Source organism: Streptomyces sp. NPDC102462 (assembly GCF_044765425.1).
Lineage (GTDB): Bacteria > Actinomycetota > Actinomycetes > Streptomycetales > Streptomycetaceae > Streptomyces.
Map to the genome: position 1 here is coordinate 13137 of NZ_JBIWKB010000077.1, position 24888 is coordinate 38024.

Consider the following 24888-nt stretch of genomic DNA (forward strand, 5'->3'; position numbering starts at 1 on the left):
CACCCGGCCTCCAGCAGTCCGTCCATGAGCGTGGCTACGACCCACTGGATACCGCCGTAGCCCTGGGGTGGCACAGTGATCCACTGACTGGGGTCGGCCCCGTACCGATACGGAGGAATGACCATAGCCACCTTCATTGGTCACCCCCGGCCTCGACGTTGGCGGTGCCGGCCCGGCTCTGGGCTATCGCCTCCCGGAGGACTCCGAGGAGGACGCTCGCGGTGTAGAGCACAGCGAGGGCAGCTCGCACTGGATGGGCGCCGTCCCCCGACCAGTTACGGTTCCATTCCTTCCCCATGCCTCGCCATGCGTCGTTGCGCCGCGCTTCGCTGCGCCCCTGCCAGAAGGCGCGACGCAGTAAGTAGGACAGAGTCAGCCGGTGGGCGGGGATGAGGTGTTGGACCTCGGCGTCATGAAGGATCACCGCGGTGGCGCCCCGCGCGGTCATCTCCCGTACGAACGTGGTGTCCTCGGCGGAGGAGAGGGAGCCGCCGACCCGGCCGAGGCGTTCGTCGAAGCCGACTCCGAGCAAGCGGGCGTGCTCGGAGTCGATGGCGAAGCTGCCGCCCCAGATCGACGCCGGCCGGGCAGGAGCGTGGGATCCGAGGTAGTGCAGCTGGCCCGAGGTGAGGAACCACGGACAGTGGTGCCCTTGAAGATGGGCGGTGATCCTCGTCCCAGTGACATGTGCACCGGCTGCCAGCGCGGCCCGTATCTGCGTCAGCGCCTCGGCGGTGGGGACTATGTCGTCGTCGAGGAAGACGAGATGCCGTGTCGTGGCCTCCTTCATGGCCTTGTTGCGGCTGTAGGCGAGCCCATGGTTTCCCTCATTGCAGATGACGCGGATGCGTAAGAGAGGCAGCGAGGAGCTCGTGGGCAATGCGGGAAGGTGATAGGCGGGCATATCCGCGATGATCAGCAGGTTGTCGCGGGGTCCGATCGCCGCGGTGGTACGAGCGACGGCTCCCGGTAGGAGATCAGGGCGGTTGCTGCAGATGGCGATGGTGAGGGGCGGGTGGGCGATGGGAGTCACAGGCGCACCACCTGGCTCGGCCACGGGCAGCTCTGTTCGCGGCCGACTGTCCGGAGCACATCGGCCAGGTCTGTGAGGGAGATGACGGTCCAGTGACTCGTGCTTCCCTCGGTTGTCTGGCCACGATGGGCTTTCAGCTCGCGGTAGGCGGTCACGATCTCGGGATCGACTCCAGCAGGCGCGTTCCATCCGCTGTCGACGTTGACGATCGCTGCGGAACAGCCGAGAGCTAGGGCCGGAGCAGAGTCGTGGTCGGTCCGGTCGCCGACGACCATGGTGTGATCCGGCTTCCAGCTCAGCCGCTCCAAGGCCCACTTGAAGAGGCGGGGGTCGGGTTTGGAGTAGCCGACGAGGGAGTCGAGGGCGACGAGTTGGACCTGGTGCTCGATGCCGATGGCAGGCAGGGCGGCGAGGCATTCCGGGGGCTGGTTGGCGACGATGCACACGTCGTACTCCCCGGCAAGGTGGCTGAGCGCGTCGACGGCTCCAGGAATGGGCTGGACGAGCGAGGTCCAGCGTTTGCGGACGCTCTGCCAGCTCTTCGTGCCGTTGGGCGGGAAGAGGCTGGGCGGCGGTGATCCGGGCGTGCGGTCCTGGTAGAAGTCCCGCATCGCCTGGAGGAAGGCTTCCATGGTGAGGGTTGGATCGTCTGCGCGCGCGAGTTCCCAGACGCCTTGGAGCCAGGCGAGGTCGAAGGGTTCGTCATAGTAGATGATGCCGCCGACGTCGACGGCCAGGGTGCGGACCGTCATGACGTGACCGCCCGTCCGGCGGCCCAGGTGAACCACTCGGGCTTGTCCGCGGTGTCGTTCTCGATGCTGAGGGAGGTCACGGGCTCTTCGGGGCCGTGCTCACGGGCCCAGGCCGCGGTGCGTCGCAGACCTTCGGCGAGCGGGGTGTCGGTCCAGTCGCCGAGCGTCCTACGAGCGAGGCTGTTGTCGGTGTACGCGGCGTGGACCTCGGCGCGGGCTGCCAAATGCTTGATCGGGTGGTCGGGTACGCCCATGGCAGTGCGCACGGCGTGGGCCATGTCCAGCACGGTGGTCGTGTGCGAGGAACCGACATTGAAGACCTGGCCCCAGGCGGCCGGCTGGTCGGCCGCGGAGAGGAAGGTGCCGACGATGTCCGGGGCGTAGGTGAAGGCGCGGATCTGGCTGCCGTCTCCGTACACGCTGATCGGTTCGCCGCGCATGATCTGATTGAGGAAGATGGCGACGGCGTTGCGGTAGGGGTCACCCATGTTCTGCCGCTCGCCGTAGACGTTGTGCATGCGCAGGGCGAAGTACGGCAGGCCCTGCAGCTCCATGGTGATGGCGAGCTCACGCTCCACGGCGAGTTTCGCGTTGCCGTAGCTGTCAGCCGGGATGGGCTGCTCGTCCTCGCGCATGGGGACGTGTCCGTGGCCGTACACGGCGACCGACGAGGCGAAGCCGAAGAACCTGACCTTGGCGGCCAGTGAGGCGTTGATCAGGTTGATGCTGCCGAGCAGGTTGACGGAGTAGTTGTGGTGCTTGACCGCGTGGCTGATGCCTTCGGCGGCGAAGGCGGCCAGATGGTAGACGCCGTCGAAGCGGTAGGAGGCGAAGAGTTCGGCGACGGTGGCCTGGTCGGCGACCGAGCCGACGATGAGGGGCGTGCCGTCGGGCACGTTCTCGGTCTTGCCACCGTCGAGGTTGTCCAGGACTACGACGTCGTCGCCGCGCTCGATCAAGGATGCGACAAGGTGGGAACCGATGAAGCCGGCGCCGCCGGTCACCAGATGCGTGGGCATGGTTGTCGTGTCTTCCTCTCCGTGAGTGGGTCCCCGCTGCTGCCCAGGGGCGGGCCGCAGCGGGGCGTGCGAGATGCGGTGCAGACGAGCCGCGTGCAGGGCTGGAGTGTTCAGGCTCCGAGGAGCATGTTGATCTGGGCGAAGTCGCTGCGGGCGCGGTCTGTGATCAGCGGGAGCCGCTGCTGCAGGGTGGTGCGCAGTACGGTCACGTCGGTGTCGTGGACGAGCCGGGCGAGGACGGTGTTGTCCTGGGCGAAGGCCCGGACGTCTGCGTGGATGTCATCGACATCGATGGTGTCGCCGTAGGTTTCGGCGAGTACCCCGTTGAACTTGTGCGAGTGGCCGATCGTGATCGCCGGGACGCCGCTGGAGAGTGCGCCGATCGCGGCGTGCAGGCGCTCGGAGATGACGAGTTCGGCGCGGGAGAGCACGCCCTTGTAGTCGGAGGCCGAGAGCATGCCGGGCAGCGTCATGACTTGGGGCACGTCGCTGGCCTCGGCGATGCGGGCGGCGAGGATCCGGTCGTCGTTGTGAGGCCGGGAGTCGTGGCAGTGCGGCAGGAGGACGACCGGCATCTCCCGGGTGCGGACGAGGGCGGTGGCCAGTCGCGTCAGTGCGGCTGTGTGCTGCGCCTCGTCCACCGCACTGAAGCGGGTGATGCCCTGGCTGGAAGCGAGGCACACGTAGGGGTCTTCGGGAGTGAGCCCCAGGGGCCTGAGCACGGCTGATATCCGCTCGTCGGTGGCTGCCGGCAGCAGGAAGGCAGGGTCGGAGGACAGTTGCACACGATCCCCGGGAAGACCGAGCTTGCCCACGAGGTAGCCGTGGGAGACGCTCTCCCGGACGGTGAGCAGATGACACCGGGCTGCGACCGTGAGCCATGCCTTGGCGTCGGCTGGATCGTCGAAGGGGCCGACGGACTGGCCGATCATCGCTGTCGGGATGTCCCGCTGCTGCGCGGCGGTCAAGCCCCGCAGGTACGGTGTGGAGACGCCGTAGTCCGAGGTGTGCAGGTCGCCCCCGGTGGCGATGACCAGGTCGGTTTCGGTGAGGAGTTGGTCGCTTCGTGCTGCCAGTTCGGCAGGGCTCTCCTGAGGGCGCATCTGCTGCCAGGAGCGGGAGATGACGAAGGGATCGGCCACGCAGCGGGCACCGGTGGGAGCGAGGGCTTCCTCGTCGAGCGCCGGTGTCTGGGTGAGGACGGTGATCCGGTTGCCTCCTTCGCCGTTCAGTTGCTCGGCGATGGCGCGGGCCAGGGCTTCGACACCGCGGCTCTCGCAGCTGGTGATGCCGGTGATCAGGACATTGGACACAGCAGACCTCACAAGGGTCATCGGGTGAACCGCAAGAGTTCGGTCAGAACGGCGCGGTAGTTGAAGCGCTCGTGGACTCGGCGCTGGACGACCGCCAGGCGCTCGCGGTACCGGGCCGGCTCGCGCATCATCCGGGCGAGGGTGTGGGCCGGATCGTCGCCGAGCAGGAAGAACTCCACGTCGTCGCCGTAGAGTGCGGACAGGTAGCCCAGGCCCGGCCAGAGGGCGGGGGTGCTGCCCGAGGCCAGGGTCTCGAACATGCGAGGGGTCAGCAGCTCCATCTGCGCGAGCAGCGGGCGGGCCAGCACCGGCGTGATTGCCGCCTGGGACATGGCGGAGACCACGTGCCCGAACGGAACGGGGGGCGCTACCTCGACGCCGTGTTCCTGCATCCAGCCCGGCTCGTTGTCGGTGGCGGTCAGGTGGTCGGGGTGCGGGTCGCCCGTCCACCAGCGTCCGCACACCCGGATGCGGTCGATCGGCGGCTCGGCGGCGGCTGCGGCCCGGACGAGACTGGTCATCGCGTTCCAGCGCCACCAGTTTGCTCCGACGTACTGCAGTCCGTACGGCAGGGACTGCGGGTCCGAGAGGTCATTGGCGAGCCGGTGGATGTCCGGCATTCCGAAGTAGCTGAAGAACTCGGCGCCGTCCGGGAGCCGTTCGCCAAGGCGCGGCTGAAGGATCACATCGCTGAGGTCGGCATACAGCTTGTGCCAGGACTCGATGGTGTCCGCGCCCGCGTTGTCGTCTAGGCCAGCGGCGACGTACGGGCCCCAGTGGCCGTCAGGGTCGAGGATGATGCGCCGCCGGCGCGGCACGGCCTCGCAGAGTTCACGCTGCCGGGTCGAGAGGAACTGCCTGCCTTCGAAGACGAGGACGAGGTGGGTGGCCCAGGTGAGGTCGTCCACGAGCGGCAGGTGGACGTTCACCGTGCCGTCCAGGCGCGACAGTTGGCTGGAGACGCCGACTTCGCATCCCGCCGCTGAAGCGACCCGGGCGTACTCGGCGATCATGTGGCTGGAGCCCGCGTTCCAGTGGAAAACACCAGCGAACAGAATCCTGGGAGTGGTCATCGCGTGCTCCTTGCCTGCGAACGACCGGCACCGACCGTCTGTCGGCCGAGCTGGCGGTGGGCGCGGCGGCGGGCCCTGATCAACGGTGTACGGCGCGCGAGCCAGCACACGGCCTCGATGGTTTCCCACGTCCCGCGCCACCAGATGGTCACTCCGCCCACGCCACGCCCGCGCAGGTCGTCCTTCAGCCACCGGGCCGCCAGCCGCAGTGTGGGCAGCGGGCGCCAGTCGATGTCGGTGAGGAGGTAGTAGTAGCGGTTGCGGCGCATCTGGACCCGCCGGTAACTGCTACCCGTGGTTCCACCGCCGCCGTAGTGCTGTATCCCGAGGTTGAGCAGGAGGGCGACGCGCCAGCCGGCCCAGCGGGCGCGACGGCACAGGTCGGTCTCCTCGTAGTACGTATGAAAGACCTCATCGAAGAGTCCGACGGTGCGTAGCAGCGCGGCGCGGACGAAGAAGGCAGCCCCCTGGACGTACGCGTGTTCCAGGGTGTTCGGGGCTCGCCCTTCGGGCGGGCCGGCGGGTGAAGGGTGGTTCGGCCAGTCACCCGCGAAGGCGTGCTGCTCGCCCCAGCGCAGAGCTGTCATTGACCAGTCGTTGTACGCGCCGAGGGCGGTGCCGTTCGACTCGTCGTACTCGTACTGCATGGGGCCGACCACGCCGTAGTCGGTCCAGGTCTCCATGAACTCGGTCAGGTCGCGCAGCAGGGACTTCGGAGTCTGCGTGTCCGGGTTGACGAGGAAGACGTAGTCGGCGCCGTCGTCGAGCGCCGCGCGCATGCCGATGTTGTTGGCGCGGGCGAAGCCGACGTTCCCTTCGTTCTGGATGATCCGCACCTGCGGGAAGCGGTCCTTCACGACGGCGGTGCTGCCGTCGTGGGAGTCGTTGTCGACATACCAGACCGCCAGGTCGATCCCGGGGACGTCGCTCTCCAGGAGAGAGGCTAAGCAGGGCTCCAGCCAGCGGCGCTCGTTGGTGCCCACCGTAATCGTCGCTACCCGTACGAGCGGCGCCTGCCCAGCGGGGTTGCGGCCGGTCACGGCAGCTCCAGGTCTGCGGGGGCGAACTCGACAACGATGCTGCGCCGGATGCGCGGGGAGGTGTTGCGGCGCGAGGCATGGGCGATGCGTACGTCGTGGACGGCTACGTCACCCGCTGCGAGCGAGACCGCGCGAACAGGGCCCTGCGCCTGGAGGGTTTCGGCGTCCTCGCCGTCGGGCTGGAGGTGCGAGCCGGGGACGAATTCCAGGCATCCGTTGCCCGGGTCGGAGTCGTCGAGGAAGATGCTCAGGTTGCACACGGTGTGCGGTGGCACATCGGTCCGGTCGCGGTGCCAGGGCACGGGGGCGGCCACCTCGGGTAGTTTGACGATCATGGCGCAGGCGGTGGCGCGGACGGGGCCGCCAAGGATGGCGGTGGCCAGAAGATGCAGGGGACTGCCGTCGGTGTAGAAGCGTGCCGATGCTGGTGCGCCCTTGTCCTGCAGGTTGTGGATCCGGTAGAGGACGGGTGTATCGGTGCCGGCGGGTGTGAAGTACCAGTAGTCGGGCGACCGGAAGCCGTCATTGGTGAAGCGCCGGATCAGGTTGTCAGCCTCGATGCGGAGTGCTTCAAGCGCCGCCCCAGTGACCTGCTGGGGAAGAGCGGTGTAGCCGTCCGTACGAAAGTCTCGGAGCGGCTCCTCGCCGAGTGCCGACGCTAAGGCGCCGGTCGGGCGCGGTGGATGCTGGGTCATCGGTCCCTCGCTGCGGTGGGGGTGAGCTGCGTGGCGAACCAGTCGATGGTGGTGCTGAGGCCCTTGCGAAGGTCGGTCTCCGGCTTCCAGCCGCACTTCTCCCAGACCAAGGCGAGGTCGGGCCTGCGACGGCCCGGGTCGTCGACCGGGCGGTCGACGAACTCGATGGGAGACGAGGATCCGCACAGTTGGCGGATCAGATGTGCGAGCTCCAGGACAGTGGTCTCGTCGGCGGTGCCCAGGTTCAGGGGGCCGGGGTGATGACCTGAGGCGACGGCGAGGATGCCACGGACAGTGTCGTCCACGTAGCACAGCGAACGGGTCTGCGAGCCGTCGCCGGTGACGGTCAGCGGTTCGCCCGCCAACGCTTGGCGGATGAAGGTCGGTACGGCCCGCCCGTCCTCGGCACGCATCCGCGGCCCGAACGTGTTGAAGATCCGCACGATCGCGGTGTCGACGCCATGCTCGGTGCGGTAGGCGATGGTCGCCGCCTCGGCGAACCGCTTCGCCTCGTCGTACACGCTGCGCGGCCCGACCGGATTGACATTCCCCCAGTACGACTCGCGCTGCGGATGTTCAAGCGGGTCGCCGTACACCTCAGAGGTGGAGGCGAGTATGAAGCGGGCCTTCTTGCTCCGGGCCAGTTCCAGCGCGTTGAGCGTTCCCTGCGAACCAACCTGGAGGGTCTGGATCGGCAGGCGCAGGTAGTCCTGGGGGGAGGCGGGCGAAGCGAGGTGGAGCACGAGGTCAACAGGGCCCGGTATCGAGAGCGGATCTGTGACGTCGTGAATCAGCAGCTTGAAACGGCTGTCCGCCTGCCGATGCACGATGTTGGCCAGTGCACCCGTAAGAAGGTTGTCGATGCACACCACGTCGGCACCGCTGTCGAGCAGCAGATCGCACAGGTGGGAGCCGACAAATCCGCAGCCTCCGGTGACGACGGCTCGACGGAAAGGGGCCGTGTCTGGGCTGCACCTCGGTAATGAGATTTCCACAGTTCCTTATTCCTCACAATTAGGACGAAAGGCGGCATGCCTGTACTGCGGGCAGCACGTGACAAGAAGTGGTGGGCTCAGCAGCTGGTTGGGGCTCCGCGATGGCGCGGCCGTCATACTTCGTACAGTTGAGTGCGCACACGGCCTTGCTGCCCGGGATCTGCGTCCAGCCCCAGTTTCAAGTGCAGTGACCAACGCAAGCCGCCAGTTGGTCTCGGAGGCTTCAGCGCCACTCCTCGGCGGCACTTCGCCACCGGCTTGGTGGATCGCCTTAACGACGACATCCTCGTCATCAACCGGCCGGTGGCCGTCGACATGGCCGCGAGCGAGGTGACGCGCCACCTTGGCAGCCATCGGTCCGACGGCCAGGGTGCGCAGCAGTCGAGATGTGCCCATTCGCTGCTCGGTGTTGAGCGTCAAGGTCATCATCGGCCCTTTCGCCAGACGTGGTCCCTTGGTTCAGAACGGCTTCAACTCCACGGAAGCCGCTGTGAGATGCAGTCACGTGCGACATGTGACCGACTTCAGCCCGGCTGCGGCGATGACCCTTCGTCACTCGTCGTCGCGCAGGAGACTGTGCGTTCGTCCGTCAAATGACTTGCCCGCAGGGCAGGTTGAGCACTTCCCCAGAGTGCTGGTCGTGCTCAACCGCCGCACATATCGGGGGTGATATCACCGGAGTGATGCGGGCATTTGAGCCGCCGGGGCATCTGAGCAATATCGCCCAAGCGACGACCCGTCAGGCCAGCCTGAGGCAGGTTGCGGACCCCGGTCTCGACATTGCCGGGTCCTGATCACGAGCCGCCCTGCCCTTCGGCCTTCCCGTCGCCGGAGGGCGCAGGACTTCGTCACGATTCTCGCCAAGGCGGCAGGTTCAAGTAGTTGATGGCTTAACCGAGCGGTCACGCGTGTCTGCCATGCCATCCGTTGAGCTGATCGACAGATGGGCCCATGCTGCGACCTCCAGATGGCTTCACCTCACTCCAAGCGAGGCCCCCGGGCCATTCGAGCACCCACCGCAGTAGGGCGCGGTAAACGACGGCCCAGTATCCCTTCGAGGGCTCAGCGGGAGTGCAGAGTGCGCAAGTGCTGGACGAACTCGCGTGCCTCTCGATCGCCGTGGTACTGCTGGGATAGGACTGCGCTGAGATCGCCGGCGACCATCATCAGCGAAGGCAGGGACTGTCGGTCACCTTGGAGGGCCTGCTCGCCGTAAGCGAGGGCAGCTCCGAGGTCACCACCTCGGGCAGCGACTACGCCCAGGGTGATCCGGGCCTCGGCGTTGCGCATGGGCGAACGGTCCGTACCGTCGAAGTCCATGCCAGCCCGAAGGACTTCGCGGGCCAGGTTCTCGGAGAGCTGGTCGTCGCCGACCTTGCGATAGCAGTCCATAGAGTAGAAGTCCCACTTGCCCGGGTCCACCACGAAGTGATTCTGCACGTTCTCCGGGTAGGGCAAATCCTCCAGGAGGCGGCGTCCGGCGTCGAGGGCAACCTCCGTCTGCCGCCGGTCCCCAACCCTCGCCCAGGCTTTAGCTTTCTGAGCCAGCAACTGCACTGCCACGGACTGATTGGGGGCAATGGCGAGCCCGTCGTCGGCCGCGGCGAGGACGCCGCGCATGTCTCCGGTCGTGAGTGCAAACCAGGCGCGCATCTCGTGCGCCCATCCTTGAATTCCTGAGTGTCCGACCTCGCGACCGATCGACAGAGCGGCCTGACGAGTGGCCTCCGCGTGGGTGCGGGTCGCACCTCCGCTGTCGTACTCGACGCAGCCCACAAGCAAGGTGAGCATGCCTGCAAGAGCGAGGACGTCTCGGTGCTGTCCGAGTGTGAGGCGTTGGTGCTGCATGCCGGCGACCCGGTGGAGCCAGGCTCTGCCCTCGACCAGCAGCTGGTCGCCGGGCAAGTAGGCGTACTCCGAGCAGAGTCTATCCACGGTGATACGCAACGCATCCAAGGTGGCCTCATCGACGTCCGAGGCGCGTAGTCGAGCGACGATCTCTACGGTGTCCATGCCCGAGACGTCCCGCACCTCCGCGTTCCCATCCCGGCGATGGTCTACCGGGAAGAACGCGTGGGTCGTTGTGCCGAAGACGGCCGCGATCAGCGCCTTGTGGTCCCGAGGCTCGACTGCCCCGGACTCCCAACGGCGCCAGGATCGCGCGAGCGTCCGCTCATCGGGCAGATCGTGGCCTGAATGGGCACGCATGGCACGGGCTGCATCGAGGGGAATCCAGCCTCGGGCGGCCCGCTCGGACTCCATGCGCCTCGACCAGACGGGACGGTCGTCGATCATGCCGCGCCCTCCATCTCACCCGTTCGGGTTCTCTGCCAGACGAGTCTTGCACGCAGGATCGCCCCCCGCGGGTGGACAGCGGGGACAGCGTAGGGGCACTTGAAGTGACCCCCATGTCCACCCTTTCGACAGTAACCGTCCGCATACACAGTGTCGATCGCGTGGCGGCGTTGGGCCCCATGGCGTTGATCGCCGAGGGCTTGGGCGGAATGAGCGGCGCAGCGGCATCCACGGGTGCGGACAAAAGGGCATGACCACGGCGACGAGGGGATAGCTGGTGCTGAAAGAAGGCTATGCCGGGGCGAGTGCGATCACCGAACGCTACCGGCGCTGTTCTCGGTGCGGCTGCCGCCTCAGCCGCTACAACAGTGATTCACGCTGCGGCGGGTGTCAGCGAGTCCCTGCGGGTTCACCTCCGAGGCAACCGCGAGTGCTGGCCGAGGTGTGGGCGGACGCGAGTGTTCAAGCGGCGCTTGCCGGCAGAGACTTCGGGAGGCTGTGCACTCTCGTACGGGAAGCCAGCGGCTTACGTCAGGATGACATGGCCACGCTGACGGGCCTGAGTCAGCCGTTCCTGTCGATGCTGGAAACGGGTGCGCGCCGTCTGACGAACATCGACAAGATCATCATTCTCCTCGATGGACTGGGTACGCCAGCCGAACTCACCGGGCCGATGCTGCGCTCCTCGGCTACAGAACCAGATGACGACTAGAGATGCAGAACAACGCTGATCACGCGGCGCGCCGTCGAGTATCACCTCCGTGATATCACCGCCGAGATATGCCGTTCTGGTGATTCCAGAGCACTCTCAAGGACGGGTCAACGCCTCAACGGGTGCCAGCACGCAACCGGCTCGCGTGCGTCCGGGCCTACAACGAATCGATTGTTGAGGCGTCGTGCGGCGACAGCGGAGGCCAGCTCATCCCGCTGAGCCTGGGGCAGACCTGATGCGGTCGCTCGTGCCGCCGCGCTGGCCGAGACCATCCGCACCGACGCCCTCCGCTGGAGCAGAAGGAGCTGGGCCCAGCTGTGCATTACCGCAGCAGACCAGCCTATGAACCACCCGCCCACTCAGGACTCCCGCCCCGTCCAAGGGCGGGTCGCCCGGGGATGGTCCTCCGGGCCTGTTGCACCGCCGCCAACCAGCAACAAGGGGAAGGAGTACGGCCATGACGTACGACCACTGATACCCGGCGCCGAGCCGGGGCCGGCACCCACTGGCCCCGGCTTGCTCTGGACACTCTGTCCTGATTCCCGAGGAGAGCCCATGCCACCCACGATCCCCGTACTCACGTATGACCCCCTGGCTCCGGCGACGCTCGCCGACCCGTACCCGCGTCTTGCCGCGCTGCGGGAGACCACGCCGGTGTTCTGGCATGAGGGCATGCGGTCCTGGGCCGTGACCCGGTACGCGGACTGTGTCGCCGTGCTCCGCGACCACACCCGGTTCGCCCGCGACCGGCGGCGCATGGGCGCCCAGGTGCCGGAGCCGTCTTTGAGCGTGCAGTCGCTGGACCCGCCGCAACAGGCGCCCGTGCGCTCACTGTTCATGAACGCGCTGTGGGCCCAGGACCTCGATGCCATCGAGGTGCGTGCCCGAGAACTGCTGGCCGCCCGGTTCGACCGACTCTCCGGCCGCGCGGAGTTTGACGTGATGGCGGAAGTCGCGGCGCCGCTGTCGGTGGCGGTCATCTCGGACCTGCTGGGCGTTGACGAGCCCGACTACGGCTCCTTCGCCCAAGTGTCGGACGCGATCATGAGAAGCATGGACGGCGGCCTCGATCCATCCGTCGTCGAACCGGGCCGGATCGCCCGGCAGGAGCTGAGCGCGCTGGTGGAGTCGTGGTTCCTTACCAGCGGCCGACCTGGACTGTTATCGCTCGTCCGTGAGCAGGCCGGCCATGCCGCCGATGCTGGCCTCGACCGTTTCGTTCGCAACACCGCCCGGGTGATGTTCCAGGGCGGCTACAGCACGATGGTCGCGGCCATCGGCAACGCCGTGCACTCTCTGCTGCAGAACCCCCACGCCCTTCAGCGAATGCGCGATCAGGACCTGCTCCGCAGCGGCGTCGACGAACTCATGCGCTACGACGGGCCGGTGCAGGGCACGAGCCGGATCGCAACCGAGACCTGCCAGATCGGTGGCGTCACTGTGACGGTGGGCGAGACCGTGACGGTCCTGTTCGCCGCTGCCAACCACGACCCGGCTCAGTTCCCCAACCCCGGCCGGCTGTTCCTGGACCGCTCGCCGAACCGGCACCTCGGCTACGGCTGGGGAACCCACGCCTGCATCGGCACGGTGCCCGCCCAGATGGCCCTGCGCGCCCTGGTGTCCAGTCTGCTGGAGTACCCGGCGCCCCTGAAGGCGGTTGCCGAGCCGCAGCGCCGCCGCACCGCGACCATGCGCGCCTTCGACGTGCTGCCCGCCGCCTTCCGCCCTGAGATGGGAGTACCCAGGTGAGGATCCTGATCGGCAATCACATCGACCCCGCCATCCGCGACCGCGGCGACCTGCGGGCCTGGACACAGCGTGTGCTGTGGTTTGCCCGCGCAGGCGACCTGGTCGTGCTGTGTGACCAGCCCGACCCGCAGTTCCTCACCTACCAGGCCGCGTTCACGGGCGTGGACCCGGGCAGTCTGCATATCTTGGTGCCCCCGGACGGCCGCTACGGCGGCCACCTGCTGGATCCCGAGAGCCTCACCAGTGACAAGTTCGTCCGTACCGTCCTCGACGTACTCGGTGAGCGGGGGCCGGGCGGCGTCGAGGAGGTCTTCGCTCTGTGGCCGTCGGCGCACGTGGCCCGTTTTGCCGTCGCGCTGGGCATCGGGGACCGGTTCCCAGGGGCTGCCTTCTTCGCTCAGAGCGGTGGAGAGCTGGGCAACAACAAGGCGACCTTCCGGGCGCTCGCGGCCGGAGCCGGGGTGCCGATCCCCGCCGGAGCCGTCGCCCGCAGCGAACGGGAAGCCATCGACGCCGCCACCATCCTGCTGGACGAGGCCGGCGCCGTCATGGTCAAGCAGGCCCACAACGGGGCGGGCGTGGGCAACCAGCTCCTAGTACGCGACGCCTCCCTCGCGTCCGACCACGTCGGCGCGCGCCACATCCACCACCTCGACAGCGCGGACAGGGAGGCGATCCAGGCGTACTGGAAGGAACGCTGGGACTGGGCTTCCGCGTCCGGCCGGTTCCCAGTCGTTATCGAGGAGTTCCTACCTGACGCGGCGTCCGTGTACTCCGAGCACTACGCCGCCGACGACGGAACGCGGCCGACGGAGATGGGGACGCTGCTGTACGTCGGGCGCCGCCTGAGCCACCAGATCGTGCCCCTGCGCGGGATGGACGAGAAGATCCGTATGCAGCTGCTGGAGGGCGGGACGCGGCTGGCGGAGGTTTACCGGGCGCTCGGCTATCGCGGGCATCTGAGCGCGGACGCAATCGCACTGCCCGACGGACGGGTGGTGTTCACCGAGGTCAACGCGCAGGTCTCCGGAAGCCAGCACATCTACCGGGTCATCGCCCACCGCATCGTCGACACCGCAGCCACCCCCGAGCGGTCGGTGGTGGAGTACCACGTCCCTCCGACCTGGGCCGTCCCGGACTTCGACGCCTTTCTTGAGGCCGTCCATGAGCTCGGCTGCGGCTACGACCCCGCCACTCGCACCGGCGTCATCGTCTCCATGCCAGTCATCCCCCTCGAACCCGGGCGCGCCCAGTTCGTGTTCTGCCTCGCCTACGCCACCGACGCCGACCGCCAGGCGATGTGGGAAGCGCTCGACCAGCGGTTCGCGGCCGTGCCCGCGGACACGTACGCCGCGAGCGACCACGTCGGCGTACCAGCCCGGCCCCGTTGCTGACCTCGGACCTGGAGAGGGAATCCGTGATGAGCGCACCCGAACGCACCCAGCCCGCACCGCTCGCCGAGGCGGCTCGGCTCGCCTGTTCGTTCGACGCCGTCCGTCTCCAAAGCGAGCTGGCCAGGGTCACCGGCCACCGCTGGAAGCCCCAACGGATCCACGCCCCCGGCGGGAGCATCGGCCAAGCGGCCGCCATCGACTGGCGGGTGCTGCCGCTGCGCAGCCCTGGTGGCGACCCGGACCGCACCGACCCGGGCGGCGCCGGCCCGGTCGACTTCGCGCCCACCGTCTGGATGGAGAGGCTGCCGTACCTGCGCGAGATCCTCGATGGAATTCCGGCACCGTTGAACGCCGTACGGCTGATGGCGCTCGGCCCTGGAGCCGCCTCCCGGCCCCATCGCGACCCGAAGTACGCCCTGCACCGCGGCTTCGTGCGCCTACACATCCCGCTCGTCACCCACCTCGGCGCTGTTCTCATCCTCGACGGTGTGGAGCACTGCTGGCAGCCGGGCGAGTTCTGGTACGGGGACTTCTCCCGGGAGCACCTGGTGCGCAACACCGCACCGGCGACCCGGGTGCACGCAGTCATCGACGCCCTGCTTACCCGCGAGTTGGCCGCGCTGTTTCCCGCCGACTGGCAGGTCGCCCTCGCCCGCGCCGACGTGCTGTTCAACCAGCCCGCTCCGGCAGCCGCGCCTTGCCCCATCACACTCCCGTACACCGCCAACCTCCCGCGCGGTCTCACCGACTTCGATCACGACCAGCCGCTGGACGGTCCCCTTCAGCCCGTCCAGCTAACCGAGGCTGACGGACATCTGAGCCTGACCACCGCCGACAGGGCCTTCGCCCTTGTTCCGGTCGGACAGAGCGAGTTCCGCTTCGCCGGGTGGAGTGAGCAGCGCACCCTCCAGCTCACCGACGACGGTGTGGTGCTGCGCGCCCGCCACGGCCGCCAGCTCACCGAACGCCGCCTGCCAGCCGCGGTGAGAACCCGGTAACCGCCCTGCCGAATCCCGCCACGTCGCAGATGAGGAACCCCATGCAGCTGACCAGCTACGACGACTTCACGACCCTGCGTGAGATCATCGTCGGCTCCGCCGAGAACTACCTGTCCCACGATCGTGACGTTACCTTCGAGTTGTTCCATCACGAGAACCTGACCGGCTTCCGCTCCGACTGGGCGTATCCTCGCCTGGCCGGCGCAGGCGGTGGTACGCCGCAGAGTTGGAGCATCAAGCGGCGCTTCACCGAGGAACTCCACCAGGACGTCGAGGCTCTGGCCACCACGCTCGCCGGTCTCGGCGTCACCGTGCACCGGCCTCTGCCGCTGCCACCGGACGCCGCGCCCATCGCCGGACTGGGCTGGCAGGCAGCGCCTACCCCAGCCCTGAACATCCGCGACAACACGTTGATCCTTGGCAACGAGATCATCGAGACTCCGCCGGCGATCCGCTCCCGCTACCTGGAGACCCGTCTCCTGGCTCCGGTCTTCCGCCGCTACTACGAGGCCGGCGCCCGGTGGACGACGATGCCGCGACCCACCCTCACCGATCTCTCCTTCGACCTGTCCTACGCCAGGGATGCCGCGACAACCCTGGGTGGCCCCACCGAGCCGGTCGCCGACCCGCAGCCGAGCCCGTACGACGTCGGCTTCGAGATGATGCTCGACGGCGCCCAGGTCCTCCGCCTGGGCCGCGACCTGATCGTCAACATCGCCCAAGAGAACCACCGCCAGGGCGTGGACTGGTTGGAGCGGCACCTCGGCGACCGGTACCGCATCCATCGGGTGCACCGGATGGCCGACAACCACATCGATTCCATGCTGCTGGCGCTGCGCCCCGGGGTGTTCCTCGCCCGGCACGACGCTATCCGCGACCTGCTGCCCGAGGCCCTGCAGGCGTGGAAGTTCATCGTCCCGCCGGAGCCCGACCCGGGGGCGTTCCCCGCCTACGATGACGCCGACCTGGTCCTCACCAGCCCGTACATCGACCTCAACGTCTTGTCTCTCGACGAGGAAACGGTACTCGTCAACGAGGACTGCACGGGCCTGATCAAGACCCTCGAAACCGAGGGCTTCACCGTAGTGCCCGTACGGCACCGGCACCGGCGGCTGTTCGGCGGCGGCTTCCACTGCTTCACCCTCGACACGGTCCGCGAAGGCGCCTGCGTGGACTACGTGTCGTGAGACCGCCCTGTGTCGTGCTGCTGGAGGCGGCCGGCCCCGAATCCGGCGCGATCGCCGCGACAGCAGCCGCCTCCGGCTACCAGGTCCATGCCGTCACCAATCCCACCACCCACGCCGCTTACAGCGCCGACCTCCAACGACTCCTGTCCGGCTGCCTGCTCACTGACTTCTCCCGGCCAGAAATGGCCCTGAAGGACATCGTGTGCTACGCCCGCCGGATCGGCGCCGACGCGGTGCTCACCACCAACGAGTACCTCACCGAACTGCTCGCGCAGGCGTGCGCCGCCTCGACCTGCCAGGCAACGACCCGGCCCGCGCGGCTGCCGCCCGCAACAAGGCAGACATGGTCGAGGCATTCGCCCACCACGACGTCACCACGCCCCGCACCCGCATCGTCGACGGCGCTGACGGATTGCTGCGCTCGTGCGCGGCCGGGCAGATCACCTTCCCGTGCGTCATCAAGCCAGCCGACGGCGCCGGATCGGCCGGCGTCACCGTGGTCACCGGCCCAGAACATCTGGAGCCGGCCTGGCACGCGGCCCGCGCGGCGAGCGTGATGTACGGGCTGCCGCGCGACGAACGCGTCCTGATCCAGGAGTACGTAGACGGCCGCGAATTCAGCGTCGAGTCGGTCACCCAGCACGGGGTCACCACCCATCTGTGCATCACCCGCAAGCACACCACCGGTGGCATCCACCGCGTCGAACTGGGTCACACGCTGCCCGCCCGGCTGTCCGCAGCCGCCGAGCGCGCCCTGCTCGACCAGGCCAGCCGGGCGATCACCGCAGTCGGCATACGCAACGGCGCCACCCACACCGAACTCGTCCTCCGCGCCGACGGACGGTGCGCTGTCCTGGAGATCGGAGCCCGACTCGGCGCCGGACACATCGGCGTCCTGATCCAGCACGCTCTCGGCATCAACCCGTGGCGCACCCTGTGGAACATCGCCCTCGGCCACCCGGCCACCCTCACTCCGGCTCGCGGCAGGTACGCCACCGTCCGGTTCCTGACCGCGCCCCACGCCGGACGGCTGGCCGCCATCACCGGCCTGCCGGCGGTGAGCACCACCATCCCCGCCGTACACGTGCGGGCAGTTGAGGGAGCGGCGGTGGGCACGGTGACCTCCAACCGAGGCCGCCTCGGCCATGTCATCGTCACCGGCCGTGATCCGCGCGCCGTCGACGACCAAGCCGACCGCATCCTGCGCCAGATCACCATCACCGTCGTCCCCGGGAGCCAGAGTTGACCCCGCCGTCCGCTCCCGCAGTGATCACCGCAGCCTGCTTCCCTGTCCCAGGACTCCTCCTGCGGACCCACGACGAGGCCACCCAACAGATCATCCGAGGCTTCGCTCAGCATCAGGCCAGAGCGGCGTCCCGCCTCCACCACACCCTGGCCAGCGCGCTGCACCGGAGCCATGACATCGCCGAGCGAACCCGAGCCTTCGAAGCGGCGTTCACAGCGGCAGAAGACTGGCGGTACCGGGCTGCGGCGAGCAGCCAGCACCCCGACGGCCGCTACAGCGCCCGCTGGGCAGACCGCTTCCGGACCCCCATCACCGACGACAACCCCAATCTCTTCCGCATCGGAGAACCCGCCCGATTCCGGGACGGCGCCACCTGGGACCCGGACACACGCACCTACCAAGGCGGCACCGATACTCCGGCCAGCCGCACCATGCGCGCCTTCGAGGAACACGCCACCGCCCGCTTCCTGCAGACGTGCAAGGGCGATGTCGTGAGTAACCGCGTCGCCCTTCCCGACGGCCGGATCGCCGAAGGCATGCGACTACTGCGCGGTTCAGCCGCCCATCAGGCCGCCGCCGAGATGGCCGCCCGGATCGCAGCCCGAGGAGGGGACACCTCCCGCATCATCACGAACGGGCACCTGATCTACTGCGCCACCGGTCTGGAGGCTGATCGGCACGCAATCCTGCACCAGGCCATCGCGTTGCTCGCCGCCGAGCACCCGGCTCCCGCAGCCACACTGACCGCTTGGCTCCAGGCGGCCTATCTCCTGTACCAGGCCCCCCGCACAAAACGCGGGGCCGACGCGACCACCCGTGTATTCCTCATCGCAGCGGGCGCCTCGTTACTACCCTCCCCGCCCGTCCTCGTACACGACGTCGACCTCCGCGCCTACGTACGCACGCAGAACACATTCGTCACCGAGCTACGGGCTGCCCAGAACGGCGCCAACCAGTGAGCTGTTTCAGCGCTGCCGCTCTAGAGTGAGGATGGCCGTGGTGATTGACGACATTCGATTTGTCACGGCCCGGCGGGCGTCTGAGGGGTGTCGTCACCCAGGGGCCGGCTCCCATGTAGGCGCGGTCGGCGAGGATGGGAACGCCTTGGCGTTCGCAGATCCGGATGATCCGGGGGGTGCGGGCCGCGGTGAGGTCGTGTGCGCGGCCGGGCAGGACAGGCGAGATCCATAGCAACTGTCCAGCCGGGTCGGTCACCACTTGCACGTTTACCCCGTGTCGGCGGTGCTTGTGGGAGAAGTCGGCCCGGCTGTCGCCGACTCGGTCGCACTCCGCGAGGGTGCCGTCCACCGGGACGTAGTCGGGGTCGGCTTCGGGCAGAGCCCGCAGGAGCCCGGGTGCGCGGTCCGCGAGTAGGGCGATGACGGCTGTCGTGTAGGCGTGGGCGGTGCCGACGGAGATACCGAAGCCGGCAGCGAGCTGGGCGAGGGTGTCGTGCCGGCGCAGGTACACCAGGCCGACCAGGGCACGCTGGTGAGGTGGGAGCTTGTAGCGGCGGTCACCCTCGCGGGTGACGATGAGCATGGTGACCCACTCGACCAGAGCGTGAGGCAGGTCAGAGTGCGGCAGAAATACGGAACCAACGCGGCTGCTGTGCCTGTGGGTTGAGGCTTCGAACACCTCCCCAACGGCACGGGAGCCTCGTGCGTTGCGGGCACCGATCCCGTCACCCGATCAGTGGCCACGCTGAAAGAGCTCAGTGAGCCGTCTCAGGTCAGGTCGGCCAGCACCACCCTCATCGCGGAATAGCTCTGGCGTACCCCGTCGGTGTTGGAGAGGCGGTGGCGCTCCAAGCGGATGGCGCCGAGGTGCCGGGCTTCGTAGATCCGTGAGCGCCACACCCCTGCGGCAGAGCGATCCGGCAGGCCGTAGGTCTCCCAGAACGCCTCCCGCTCGTCAGGCTTGGCCATCGCCATCCGGATCGTCCAGTCAGCGGAACTGTCCCCCCACCAGGTGCGGTCCATGTCGAGTACCCCGGTGATCGTTGGCTCCGGCGCGGTCCCGTCGAGCATCACGTTGACAGTCCAGAGGTCGCCGCTCAAAAGACGGGGTTCGGTGATCTCGTCGAGGACAGCACGCCCATGCTCGGCCACGGCGGCGACCTTACGCAGGTCGGCGGCGTCCAGACCGACATTGTCCAGGTCAGTGGCGATCTCCTCCAGAGACGCGATCACCGCCTCGCTCCAATTGCCGTACCCCGGACCGGCCACGGGACCGAAGTGCGGGCCGCATACCGAGTGCACGTCGCGGGCGATCGTGCCCATCTGCCGAAAGAATGTCGGCCATGCTGTGCGGGGATAGTCGCCGATGCGATCCGGCGCGGGGACACCGTCGAGGAGAGTCTGGACCATGTAGTCCCGGCCGATCACCTCATGCGACCAGTCCGCAGCGATCACCTGCGGCATGAGCGGTGCGATCACCGCCAGCCACGGCACACTGGCGTACTCGTTGCGCATCAACTGGTGCTCGGAGCGGAACTGTCGCCCTGGCTCCGGCGCAACCCGCAGGATGACCGGTCGCTCCTGGCCTTCGAGTTCAATCCGGTAGGTGTTGTTGTACATGCCCGAGCCCAACTCGGTTGCAGACATGACCCGGGCGTCGGCACCGAAGACACGTCGGCCGATCCCCTGGATCTCGTTGATGGTCACCGACTGCTGGAACGCCTCAGAAGCGCGTTCGATCGGCCGGTAGTCCATGCTGCTCCCCATCGCTCGGCTTCTCTCTGGTCCTGTCCAAGGGCAATTTCGACTGAAGCCTCAGACGGCGGACAGGCAACCCGTCGAGGGTATCCGTTCGAGACAATCGCGGTTCGCAAAGTTGGAGAGGCGGACAGCGAACTTGCCGCCGACGGCGAGGTGAGACTCCTTTAGTGAGCTGCCTGAGCGACTCCGTTCCCACCAAGGACAGGATGGTGCTCTCCCGGACCTGCAAAGCCCTGGCGCCTCCTGGACTCGTGGGTATAGCCGGACAGAGTGTCCGGCCTGTTCTAGGCCCGAGAGCGGACGTTGAACACGGCACCGCAGCCCGAATCGCTGCCTGATCTCGCGGCCTGCTCGGCGGGTACCGTGAATGGCGGACCAAAGTTGGGGAGGCAGCGCGCATGCGTGGTCTTGGTGATCACCTCAGCATAGGAGAGCGGATCGCGTTCTACCGCGAGCGCCGGGGCTACACGCAGTCCATCCTTGCTGGCCTTGTCGGGCACAGCACCGACTGGCTGTCGAAGATCGAGCGAGGTGTACGAAAGCCTCCGCGGATTGACAAGCTCGCTGAACTTGCTCGTGTACTGCATGTCCCGCTCGGCGACTTGATGGGGCAGCCCGTCCTCTTGGAGGACGAGGAAAAGCATATGGACGATGTGCCAGCGGTCCGCGATGCGCTGATGAGCCCTCGACGGCTCTCCAAGCTGCTGTTCGGGCCCACGGCGGAGCGGCAGTTGCCGAGGCCGGAGCAGGCGCAGGTACTCGTCAAGCGCAGCTGGGGCGACTACCAGGCCGGCGTTCTTGGTGACGTCATCGCCGCCCTGCCCGGTCTGCTGAGGACTGCCCAGGAGTTGGAAGACCTTCCGTCTGGCGATCAGCGGCGACGCGGCCTCGCAGTCTCGGCCCGTACGCATCACTTGGCGGCAACCACCCTCGCCAAGGTCGGCGAGTCTGACTTGTCGTGGCTCGCGGCCGAGCGCGCCATGCGGGCCGCCGACGAATCTGAGGACCCGCTGTCGCTTGTTTCCGCCGCCCGCTCCGGTACGCACGCACTGCTGGCCAACGGGCGATACGAGGACGCCCTCGAACTGGGTGATACCGCCGCGGCCTGGGTCGTCAGTCAGGTTCGTGACGACGACCCGGCCGCCTTGAGCCTGCTTGGCATGCTTCATCTGCGAGCTGCTGTGGCCGCTGCACGGCACCAGGATCGGCACACCGCCAACTCTCTGTTGGAGAAGGCGAAGCGCCTCGCCGACCAGCTCGGTTCCGACGAGAACCACTGGCAGACGTGCTTCGGTCCGACGAACGTCGAGCTACACCGCCTGTCGATCGAGCTTGACCTGGAGAACGTCCCGTATGTCGTCGAGCATGGCGGCATCGACGTCTCCCACATGCCGGCGGAACGCGCCGTGTCCCATCGCATCGACTACGCCCGCGGCCTCTGCCTCAGGGGCCGCATCGACGAGTCCTTCAGCGAACTGCAGGAGGCTGAACACATCTCGCCCCAACTCGTGCGGAACAATCCACGTGTACGCGAGACCCTTCGCGACCTGAGGAAGCAGTCCCCGGTCACGGGCGGCGGCCACTCGTCCGAGCTGCTGGCCATGGCCCAACGATGCAGGGCGGTGCAGTGAGTTCGATGCAGGGCAAGGTGCTGGGCGTCGTCGGGTCGAGTGCCGGCGGGGTTGAGGAACTGCGTACAGGGCTCGTGGTCCCGGCGCTCGAACGGGGCTGGACGGTTGCGGTCACGCTCACACCGACCGCAGGTCAGTGGCTCCGCGCGAGCGGGGAGACGGCGGAGATCGAGGGGCTGACCGGACTTCCCGTACGGTCCGAATCACGTCTGCCGGGTGACTCCCGGCCGCATCCGGTGGTGGACTGCTACGTCGTGGCCCCGGCAAGTGCCAACACCGTCGCCAAGATCGCCCTGGGGATCTCGGACAACCAGGCGTTGACACAGGTCAACGAAGCCATTGGAACACTGGACCTCCCGGTAGTCGTCTGGCCGCGGGTGAACGCCGCGCACGCTCGCCACCCCGCATGGGAAGGGCACATCGGAGCCCTTCGCGATTCAGGGGTGCGGTTGATCTACGGAGACGAGGTATGGCCGCTCGCCGAGCCGCGGGCCGGAATGCCAGGACGCGTTTACCCATGGGAAGCCGTACTGGACGAGGCCAGCAGCGCAGTCTCCTGACATCTCATCAATAAGCCTGGAAATACGCAGAACTGGACCCGGACAGTCTGTCCGGGTCCTTCGTCCTGACTGACGCCAGGCTGAGGGCATCACTGGCTAACGGAGGGACCGGATGCCCGATCAGGGAGTGGGCGCGGCGCTCCCCAGAGCAACGACCTGGGGCGACGCATCCAAGAGCTACCCGAACCTGCGCATGGATGCTACGGGCGGCAGTGACTACTCGTCTGGACGTTCGTCTGATGCCGCCCCAACGCCATCGGGTACGCGGTGCGACGCCGTGAGCGACACAAGAAGCGCCCCCACACCAACCAGCCAAACCCGGCTCTGCAGCCTCTGCCGATGCCGCCTGAGTCGGTACAACAGGGAAGACATCTGTTCCAACTGCTCCCGCAGTGGCACAGCCGTACAGCCTGCGCGCCCCGTTCCACCCCAGGTATGGGCTCGCCAGGACGTCAGAGATGCCCTGTTACACAAGGACTTCGGTAGGCTGTGCCAACTCGTGCGGGAGTACGGCCACCTCCGTCAGGAGGACATGGCCCTCCTCACGGGGCTGAGCCAGGCTTTTCTGTCGATGCTGGAATCTGGGCAGCGACGCCTCACCAACATCGACCGGATCATCGTGCTCCTGGACGGATTGAACGTACCCGTCGACATCACGGGGCCGATGCTCCGCCCCGTGGCCGCCGCTCCAGGCCCACCTCTGCGGACAGTCTCCTGACACTCCACTTCAGCTCGTGATCTTGTCCTCAGAGTGCGGTGGCGAGTAGCGCATCTGCCGCAACGAACGGGGAGCCGGCCTGGAGTAGCGCAGCGGGCAGCCGTACCCCGTCTTCGGCCATCCGGCCGATGGGCCCTGCGCCGGCCCGTGCCCGACGGGGGCAGACACGGGCCGGCTGCCGTCCGGCGCCGGTCGTGACGTCCCACGCCGGACGGCCGTTCAGGCGGCCCTCAAGGAGCGTTATCCCGCCAAGATCGCAAAAGCATCAGCCAAATAGCTGATCTACAAGCCGCAGGCAGCCGTAGACCCCGCGTGTCGCGATCGCAGTCGTCGTTCGTGACGAACAGGTCCTCCTGGTCTGCCGTCGCGGCGACGACGCTTCAGGGACCACGTGGCAGTTCCCTGCCGGCGTCATCAAGTCGGGAGTCAGGCCCGAGACCGCGACGGTTCGCGAGACGCTGGACGAGACGGGCGTGCACTGTGCTGTACGGCGAAATCTCGGTGAGCGCGTCCATCCGGTGACGGGCGTGCAGTGCGTGTACTTCCTCTGCGAGTACCTGGCAAGGGACGCGACGAACAGCGACGTACTTGAGAACGTAGATGTGACCTGGGTACCGAAGAACGCGGTGGGCCGCTTCATTGCCGCCGACACGATCTACCCGCCGATCCTGGCGGCACTGGAGGAAGACGCATGACCGAGCAGACGACAAAAGAGCGACCGGGCATCGCAGCCGCGATCGTGATCCAGGACGGTGCCGTGCTCATGGTCCGTCGCCGCGTCGCGGAAGGTCAGCTGTCGTGGCAGTTCCCGGCGGGCGAGATTGAGCCAGGCGAGAACCCTGAGCAAGCGGCCGTGCGCGAGACGCTCGAAGAGGTCGGCATGACCGTGACCGCGTTGAAGCTCCTCGGAGAACGAGTCCATCCCAAAACGGGCCGAAGCATGTCGTACGTGGCCTGTGCCGTGGAGTCCGGGACTCCTCGCGTCGCGGATGCTGAAGAACTTGCTGAACTTGCTTGGGTCCATCATGCCCAGATTCCCGAGTACGTGCCGTACGGCCTCTTTGATCCGGTGCAGGCTTATCTCGACGCCGCGCTGGAAAGGTAGCCCTTCCATTTTAACCGGTCACTAGATCAGGCTGCTCGATACACGATTCGTGAACACGTACTGGCTAATGGCATTGGCTCCTTTGCAGCGGCGCCGGCGCGGGAGGGGGGCTCGTTGCCGCTGTCCGCTCCGGAAGCGGGGACTGCCAGTTCAAACCACGTCCTTTTCCCCGCTGCGCAACGCTCTGAGCCCCACTTGGTTGCCAATGCGTCAACGAGGAAGAGTCCTCGCCCGTTTTCGTCCATCGGCTCGGCCTGGGAGGGACGTACCAAAGTGGGGTCCACGTCGGTGACTTCCACGCGCAGCCGCATTCCGACATACCGCACGGACACCACGCATGCAGCCTGTGTGTGCGTAACCGAGTTCGTGACTACTTCCCCGGTGAGTAACCGCAAGTCATTGGCCAACTCCTCATCCAGGGCCAGCCCGATTCGCTGCGCACGGTGGACAACGCGGTCTCTCGCGGCTGGCACCGCCTCGACCGACGGCGGGACAGTGAACGCGTAGGACGAGTCTCCGGATGGGCGGGGCATGGCTGTGACCTCTCGCAGGGCGGGAGCTAGTGTCTCGTGATCCTGTTCATGGAACCTGAGGCTTCTGTGATCGTTGAGTCAGGTATGGATCTCTCCTCTGAACAGATGGCAGAACTGCGG

The 24888-nt window shown here is 67.4% G+C and carries 22 protein-coding genes and 2 pseudogenes; 12 read left to right on the top strand and 12 right to left on the bottom strand.

Annotated elements, in window-relative coordinates; translation table 11 throughout:
- Positions 1-133 precede the first annotated feature (133 nt).
- From ACIRFL_RS38830 to ACIRFL_RS38870, 9 genes are all read right to left on the bottom strand, one after another.
- Positions 134-1033, bottom strand: coding sequence for a glycosyltransferase family 2 protein (locus ACIRFL_RS38830; RefSeq protein ID WP_404038856.1), 900 nt, complete (start codon positions 1031-1033; stop codon positions 134-136).
- A complete protein-coding gene (locus ACIRFL_RS38835) occupies positions 1030-1785 on the bottom strand; it encodes an HAD family hydrolase (protein ID WP_404038859.1) in 756 nt (251 codons plus the stop codon). Before ACIRFL_RS38835 ends, ACIRFL_RS38830 begins: the two co-directional genes overlap by 4 nt.
- The gene (locus ACIRFL_RS38840) at positions 1782-2804 is read right to left on the bottom strand and encodes an NAD-dependent epimerase/dehydratase family protein (RefSeq protein WP_404038862.1); all 1023 of its coding nucleotides are present in this window, start codon (positions 2802-2804) and stop codon (positions 1782-1784) included. Before ACIRFL_RS38840 ends, ACIRFL_RS38835 begins: the two co-directional genes overlap by 4 nt.
- 110 nt (positions 2805-2914) lie before the next feature.
- Positions 2915-4138, bottom strand: a complete 1224-nt coding sequence (locus ACIRFL_RS38845) for a polysaccharide pyruvyl transferase family protein (protein WP_404038865.1) — start codon at positions 4136-4138, stop codon at positions 2915-2917.
- Positions 4135-5190 (bottom strand): glycosyltransferase, encoded by a 1056-nt coding sequence (locus ACIRFL_RS38850; RefSeq protein WP_404038867.1) that lies wholly within the window; start codon positions 5188-5190, stop codon positions 4135-4137. Before ACIRFL_RS38850 ends, ACIRFL_RS38845 begins: the two co-directional genes overlap by 4 nt.
- The gene (locus ACIRFL_RS38855; protein WP_404038870.1) at positions 5187-6230 is read right to left on the bottom strand and encodes a glycosyltransferase family 2 protein; all 1044 of its coding nucleotides are present in this window, start codon (positions 6228-6230) and stop codon (positions 5187-5189) included. Before ACIRFL_RS38855 ends, ACIRFL_RS38850 begins: the two co-directional genes overlap by 4 nt.
- Positions 6227-6925 (bottom strand): phytanoyl-CoA dioxygenase family protein, encoded by a 699-nt coding sequence (locus ACIRFL_RS38860; protein ID WP_404038873.1) that lies wholly within the window; start codon positions 6923-6925, stop codon positions 6227-6229. The genes ACIRFL_RS38855 and ACIRFL_RS38860 overlap by 4 nt, the downstream gene beginning before the upstream one ends.
- The gene (locus ACIRFL_RS38865; RefSeq protein WP_404038876.1) at positions 6922-7920 is read right to left on the bottom strand and encodes an NAD-dependent epimerase/dehydratase family protein; all 999 of its coding nucleotides are present in this window, start codon (positions 7918-7920) and stop codon (positions 6922-6924) included. The genes ACIRFL_RS38860 and ACIRFL_RS38865 overlap by 4 nt, the downstream gene beginning before the upstream one ends.
- Positions 7921-8982: 1062 nt before the next feature.
- Positions 8983-10215 carry an XRE family transcriptional regulator gene (locus ACIRFL_RS38870; RefSeq protein ID WP_404038879.1) on the bottom strand — a complete coding sequence of 411 codons (1233 nt, stop codon included), beginning with the start codon at positions 10213-10215 and terminating at the stop codon, positions 8983-8985.
- Between the two features lie 442 nt (positions 10216-10657).
- Here ACIRFL_RS38870 and ACIRFL_RS38875 point away from each other — a divergent pair, with 442 nt between their 5' ends.
- The 7 genes from ACIRFL_RS38875 to ACIRFL_RS38905 all read left to right on the top strand — a co-directional run bounded on the left by ACIRFL_RS38875 (position 10658) and on the right by ACIRFL_RS38905 (position 18460).
- A complete protein-coding gene (locus tag ACIRFL_RS38875; RefSeq protein ID WP_404038915.1) occupies positions 10658-10927 on the top strand; it encodes a helix-turn-helix domain-containing protein in 270 nt (89 codons plus the stop codon).
- A 555-nt stretch (positions 10928-11482) separates the two neighbouring features.
- The gene (locus ACIRFL_RS38880; protein ID WP_404038882.1) at positions 11483-12676 is read left to right on the top strand and encodes a cytochrome P450; all 1194 of its coding nucleotides are present in this window, start codon (positions 11483-11485) and stop codon (positions 12674-12676) included.
- The gene (locus ACIRFL_RS38885; RefSeq protein ID WP_404038885.1) at positions 12673-14070 is read left to right on the top strand and encodes a hypothetical protein; all 1398 of its coding nucleotides are present in this window, start codon (positions 12673-12675) and stop codon (positions 14068-14070) included. Before ACIRFL_RS38880 ends, ACIRFL_RS38885 begins: the two co-directional genes overlap by 4 nt.
- Before the next feature lie 26 nt (positions 14071-14096).
- The gene (locus ACIRFL_RS38890) at positions 14097-15068 is read left to right on the top strand and encodes an aspartyl/asparaginyl beta-hydroxylase domain-containing protein (protein WP_404038887.1); all 972 of its coding nucleotides are present in this window, start codon (positions 14097-14099) and stop codon (positions 15066-15068) included.
- 41 nt (positions 15069-15109) lie between these two features.
- On the top strand, positions 15110-16255 hold the full coding sequence (locus ACIRFL_RS38895) for a glycine amidinotransferase (protein WP_404038890.1): 1146 nt from the start codon (positions 15110-15112) through the stop codon (positions 16253-16255).
- A gap of 277 nt (positions 16256-16532) precedes the next feature.
- Positions 16533-17501 carry an ATP-grasp domain-containing protein gene (locus ACIRFL_RS38900; RefSeq protein ID WP_404038892.1) on the top strand — a complete coding sequence of 323 codons (969 nt, stop codon included), beginning with the start codon at positions 16533-16535 and terminating at the stop codon, positions 17499-17501.
- A 20-nt stretch (positions 17502-17521) separates the two neighbouring features.
- Entirely contained in the window at positions 17522-18460 is a 939-nt protein-coding gene (locus ACIRFL_RS38905) for a hypothetical protein (RefSeq protein WP_404038895.1), read from the top strand.
- A 67-nt stretch (positions 18461-18527) separates the two neighbouring features.
- Here the strand turns inward: ACIRFL_RS38905 and ACIRFL_RS38910 are convergent.
- Both ACIRFL_RS38910 and ACIRFL_RS38915 read right to left on the bottom strand, forming a co-directional pair.
- Positions 18528-19043 (bottom strand): annotated as a pseudogene (locus ACIRFL_RS38910) (transposase family protein); the annotation flags it as partial.
- Positions 19044-19228: 185 nt separating this feature from the next.
- The gene (locus ACIRFL_RS38915) at positions 19229-20215 is read right to left on the bottom strand and encodes a phosphotransferase family protein (RefSeq protein WP_404038898.1); all 987 of its coding nucleotides are present in this window, start codon (positions 20213-20215) and stop codon (positions 19229-19231) included.
- A 404-nt stretch (positions 20216-20619) separates the two neighbouring features.
- Between ACIRFL_RS38915 and ACIRFL_RS38920 the strand changes: the two genes are divergently transcribed.
- The 5 genes and pseudogenes from ACIRFL_RS38920 (at position 20620) to ACIRFL_RS38940 (ending at position 24235) form a co-directional block, all read left to right on the top strand.
- Positions 20620-21852: a helix-turn-helix domain-containing protein gene (locus ACIRFL_RS38920; protein ID WP_404038901.1), complete on the top strand. Its 1233-nt coding sequence runs from the start codon at positions 20620-20622 to the stop codon at positions 21850-21852.
- A 5-nt stretch (positions 21853-21857) separates the two neighbouring features.
- Positions 21858-22412, top strand: coding sequence for a flavoprotein (locus ACIRFL_RS38925; protein ID WP_404038904.1), 555 nt, complete (start codon positions 21858-21860; stop codon positions 22410-22412).
- A gap of 499 nt (positions 22413-22911) precedes the next feature.
- Positions 22912-23130, top strand: a complete 219-nt coding sequence (locus ACIRFL_RS38930; protein ID WP_404038906.1) for a helix-turn-helix domain-containing protein — start codon at positions 22912-22914, stop codon at positions 23128-23130.
- A gap of 311 nt (positions 23131-23441) precedes the next feature.
- Positions 23442-23825, top strand: a pseudogene (locus ACIRFL_RS38935) (NUDIX hydrolase); the annotation flags it as partial.
- Positions 23822-24235, top strand: coding sequence for an NUDIX hydrolase (locus tag ACIRFL_RS38940; protein ID WP_404038909.1), 414 nt, complete (start codon positions 23822-23824; stop codon positions 24233-24235). The pseudogene ACIRFL_RS38935 and the gene ACIRFL_RS38940, both read left to right, overlap by 4 nt.
- 26 nt (positions 24236-24261) lie before the next feature.
- Here the strand turns inward: ACIRFL_RS38940 and ACIRFL_RS38945 are convergent, their stop codons facing one another.
- Positions 24262-24768: an ATP-binding protein gene (locus ACIRFL_RS38945; RefSeq protein ID WP_404038912.1), complete on the bottom strand. Its 507-nt coding sequence runs from the start codon at positions 24766-24768 to the stop codon at positions 24262-24264.
- Positions 24769-24888 lie beyond the last annotated feature (120 nt).

What these genes read in the sequence shown, in the direction of transcription:
- ACIRFL_RS38835 (WP_404038859.1), bottom strand. Translation starts at nt 1,785, where the DNA reads ATGACGGTCCGCACCCTGGCCGTCGACGTCGGCGGCATCATCTACTAT.
- ACIRFL_RS38840 (WP_404038862.1), bottom strand. Translation starts at nt 2,804, where the DNA reads ATGCCCACGCATCTGGTGACCGGCGGCGCCGGCTTCATCGGTTCCCAC.
- ACIRFL_RS38845 (WP_404038865.1), bottom strand. Translation starts at nt 4,138, where the DNA reads ATGACCCTTGTGAGGTCTGCTGTGTCCAATGTCCTGATCACCGGCATC.
- ACIRFL_RS38850 (WP_404038867.1), bottom strand. Translation starts at nt 5,190, where the DNA reads ATGACCACTCCCAGGATTCTGTTCGCTGGTGTTTTCCACTGGAACGCG.
- ACIRFL_RS38860 (WP_404038873.1), bottom strand. Translation starts at nt 6,925, where the DNA reads ATGACCCAGCATCCACCGCGCCCGACCGGCGCCTTAGCGTCGGCACTC.
- ACIRFL_RS38870 (WP_404038879.1), bottom strand. Translation starts at nt 10,215, where the DNA reads ATGATCGACGACCGTCCCGTCTGGTCGAGGCGCATGGAGTCCGAGCGG.
- ACIRFL_RS38880 (WP_404038882.1), top strand. Translation starts at nt 11,483, where the DNA reads ATGCCACCCACGATCCCCGTACTCACGTATGACCCCCTGGCTCCGGCG.
- ACIRFL_RS38890 (WP_404038887.1), top strand. Translation starts at nt 14,097, where the DNA reads ATGAGCGCACCCGAACGCACCCAGCCCGCACCGCTCGCCGAGGCGGCT.
- ACIRFL_RS38895 (WP_404038890.1), top strand. Translation starts at nt 15,110, where the DNA reads ATGCAGCTGACCAGCTACGACGACTTCACGACCCTGCGTGAGATCATC.
- ACIRFL_RS38915 (WP_404038898.1), bottom strand. Translation starts at nt 20,215, where the DNA reads ATGGACTACCGGCCGATCGAACGCGCTTCTGAGGCGTTCCAGCAGTCG.
- ACIRFL_RS38920 (WP_404038901.1), top strand. Translation starts at nt 20,620, where the DNA reads ATGCGTGGTCTTGGTGATCACCTCAGCATAGGAGAGCGGATCGCGTTC.
- ACIRFL_RS38925 (WP_404038904.1), top strand. Translation starts at nt 21,858, where the DNA reads ATGCAGGGCAAGGTGCTGGGCGTCGTCGGGTCGAGTGCCGGCGGGGTT.
- ACIRFL_RS38940 (WP_404038909.1), top strand. Translation starts at nt 23,822, where the DNA reads ATGACCGAGCAGACGACAAAAGAGCGACCGGGCATCGCAGCCGCGATC.
- ACIRFL_RS38945 (WP_404038912.1), bottom strand. Translation starts at nt 24,768, where the DNA reads ATGCCCCGCCCATCCGGAGACTCGTCCTACGCGTTCACTGTCCCGCCG.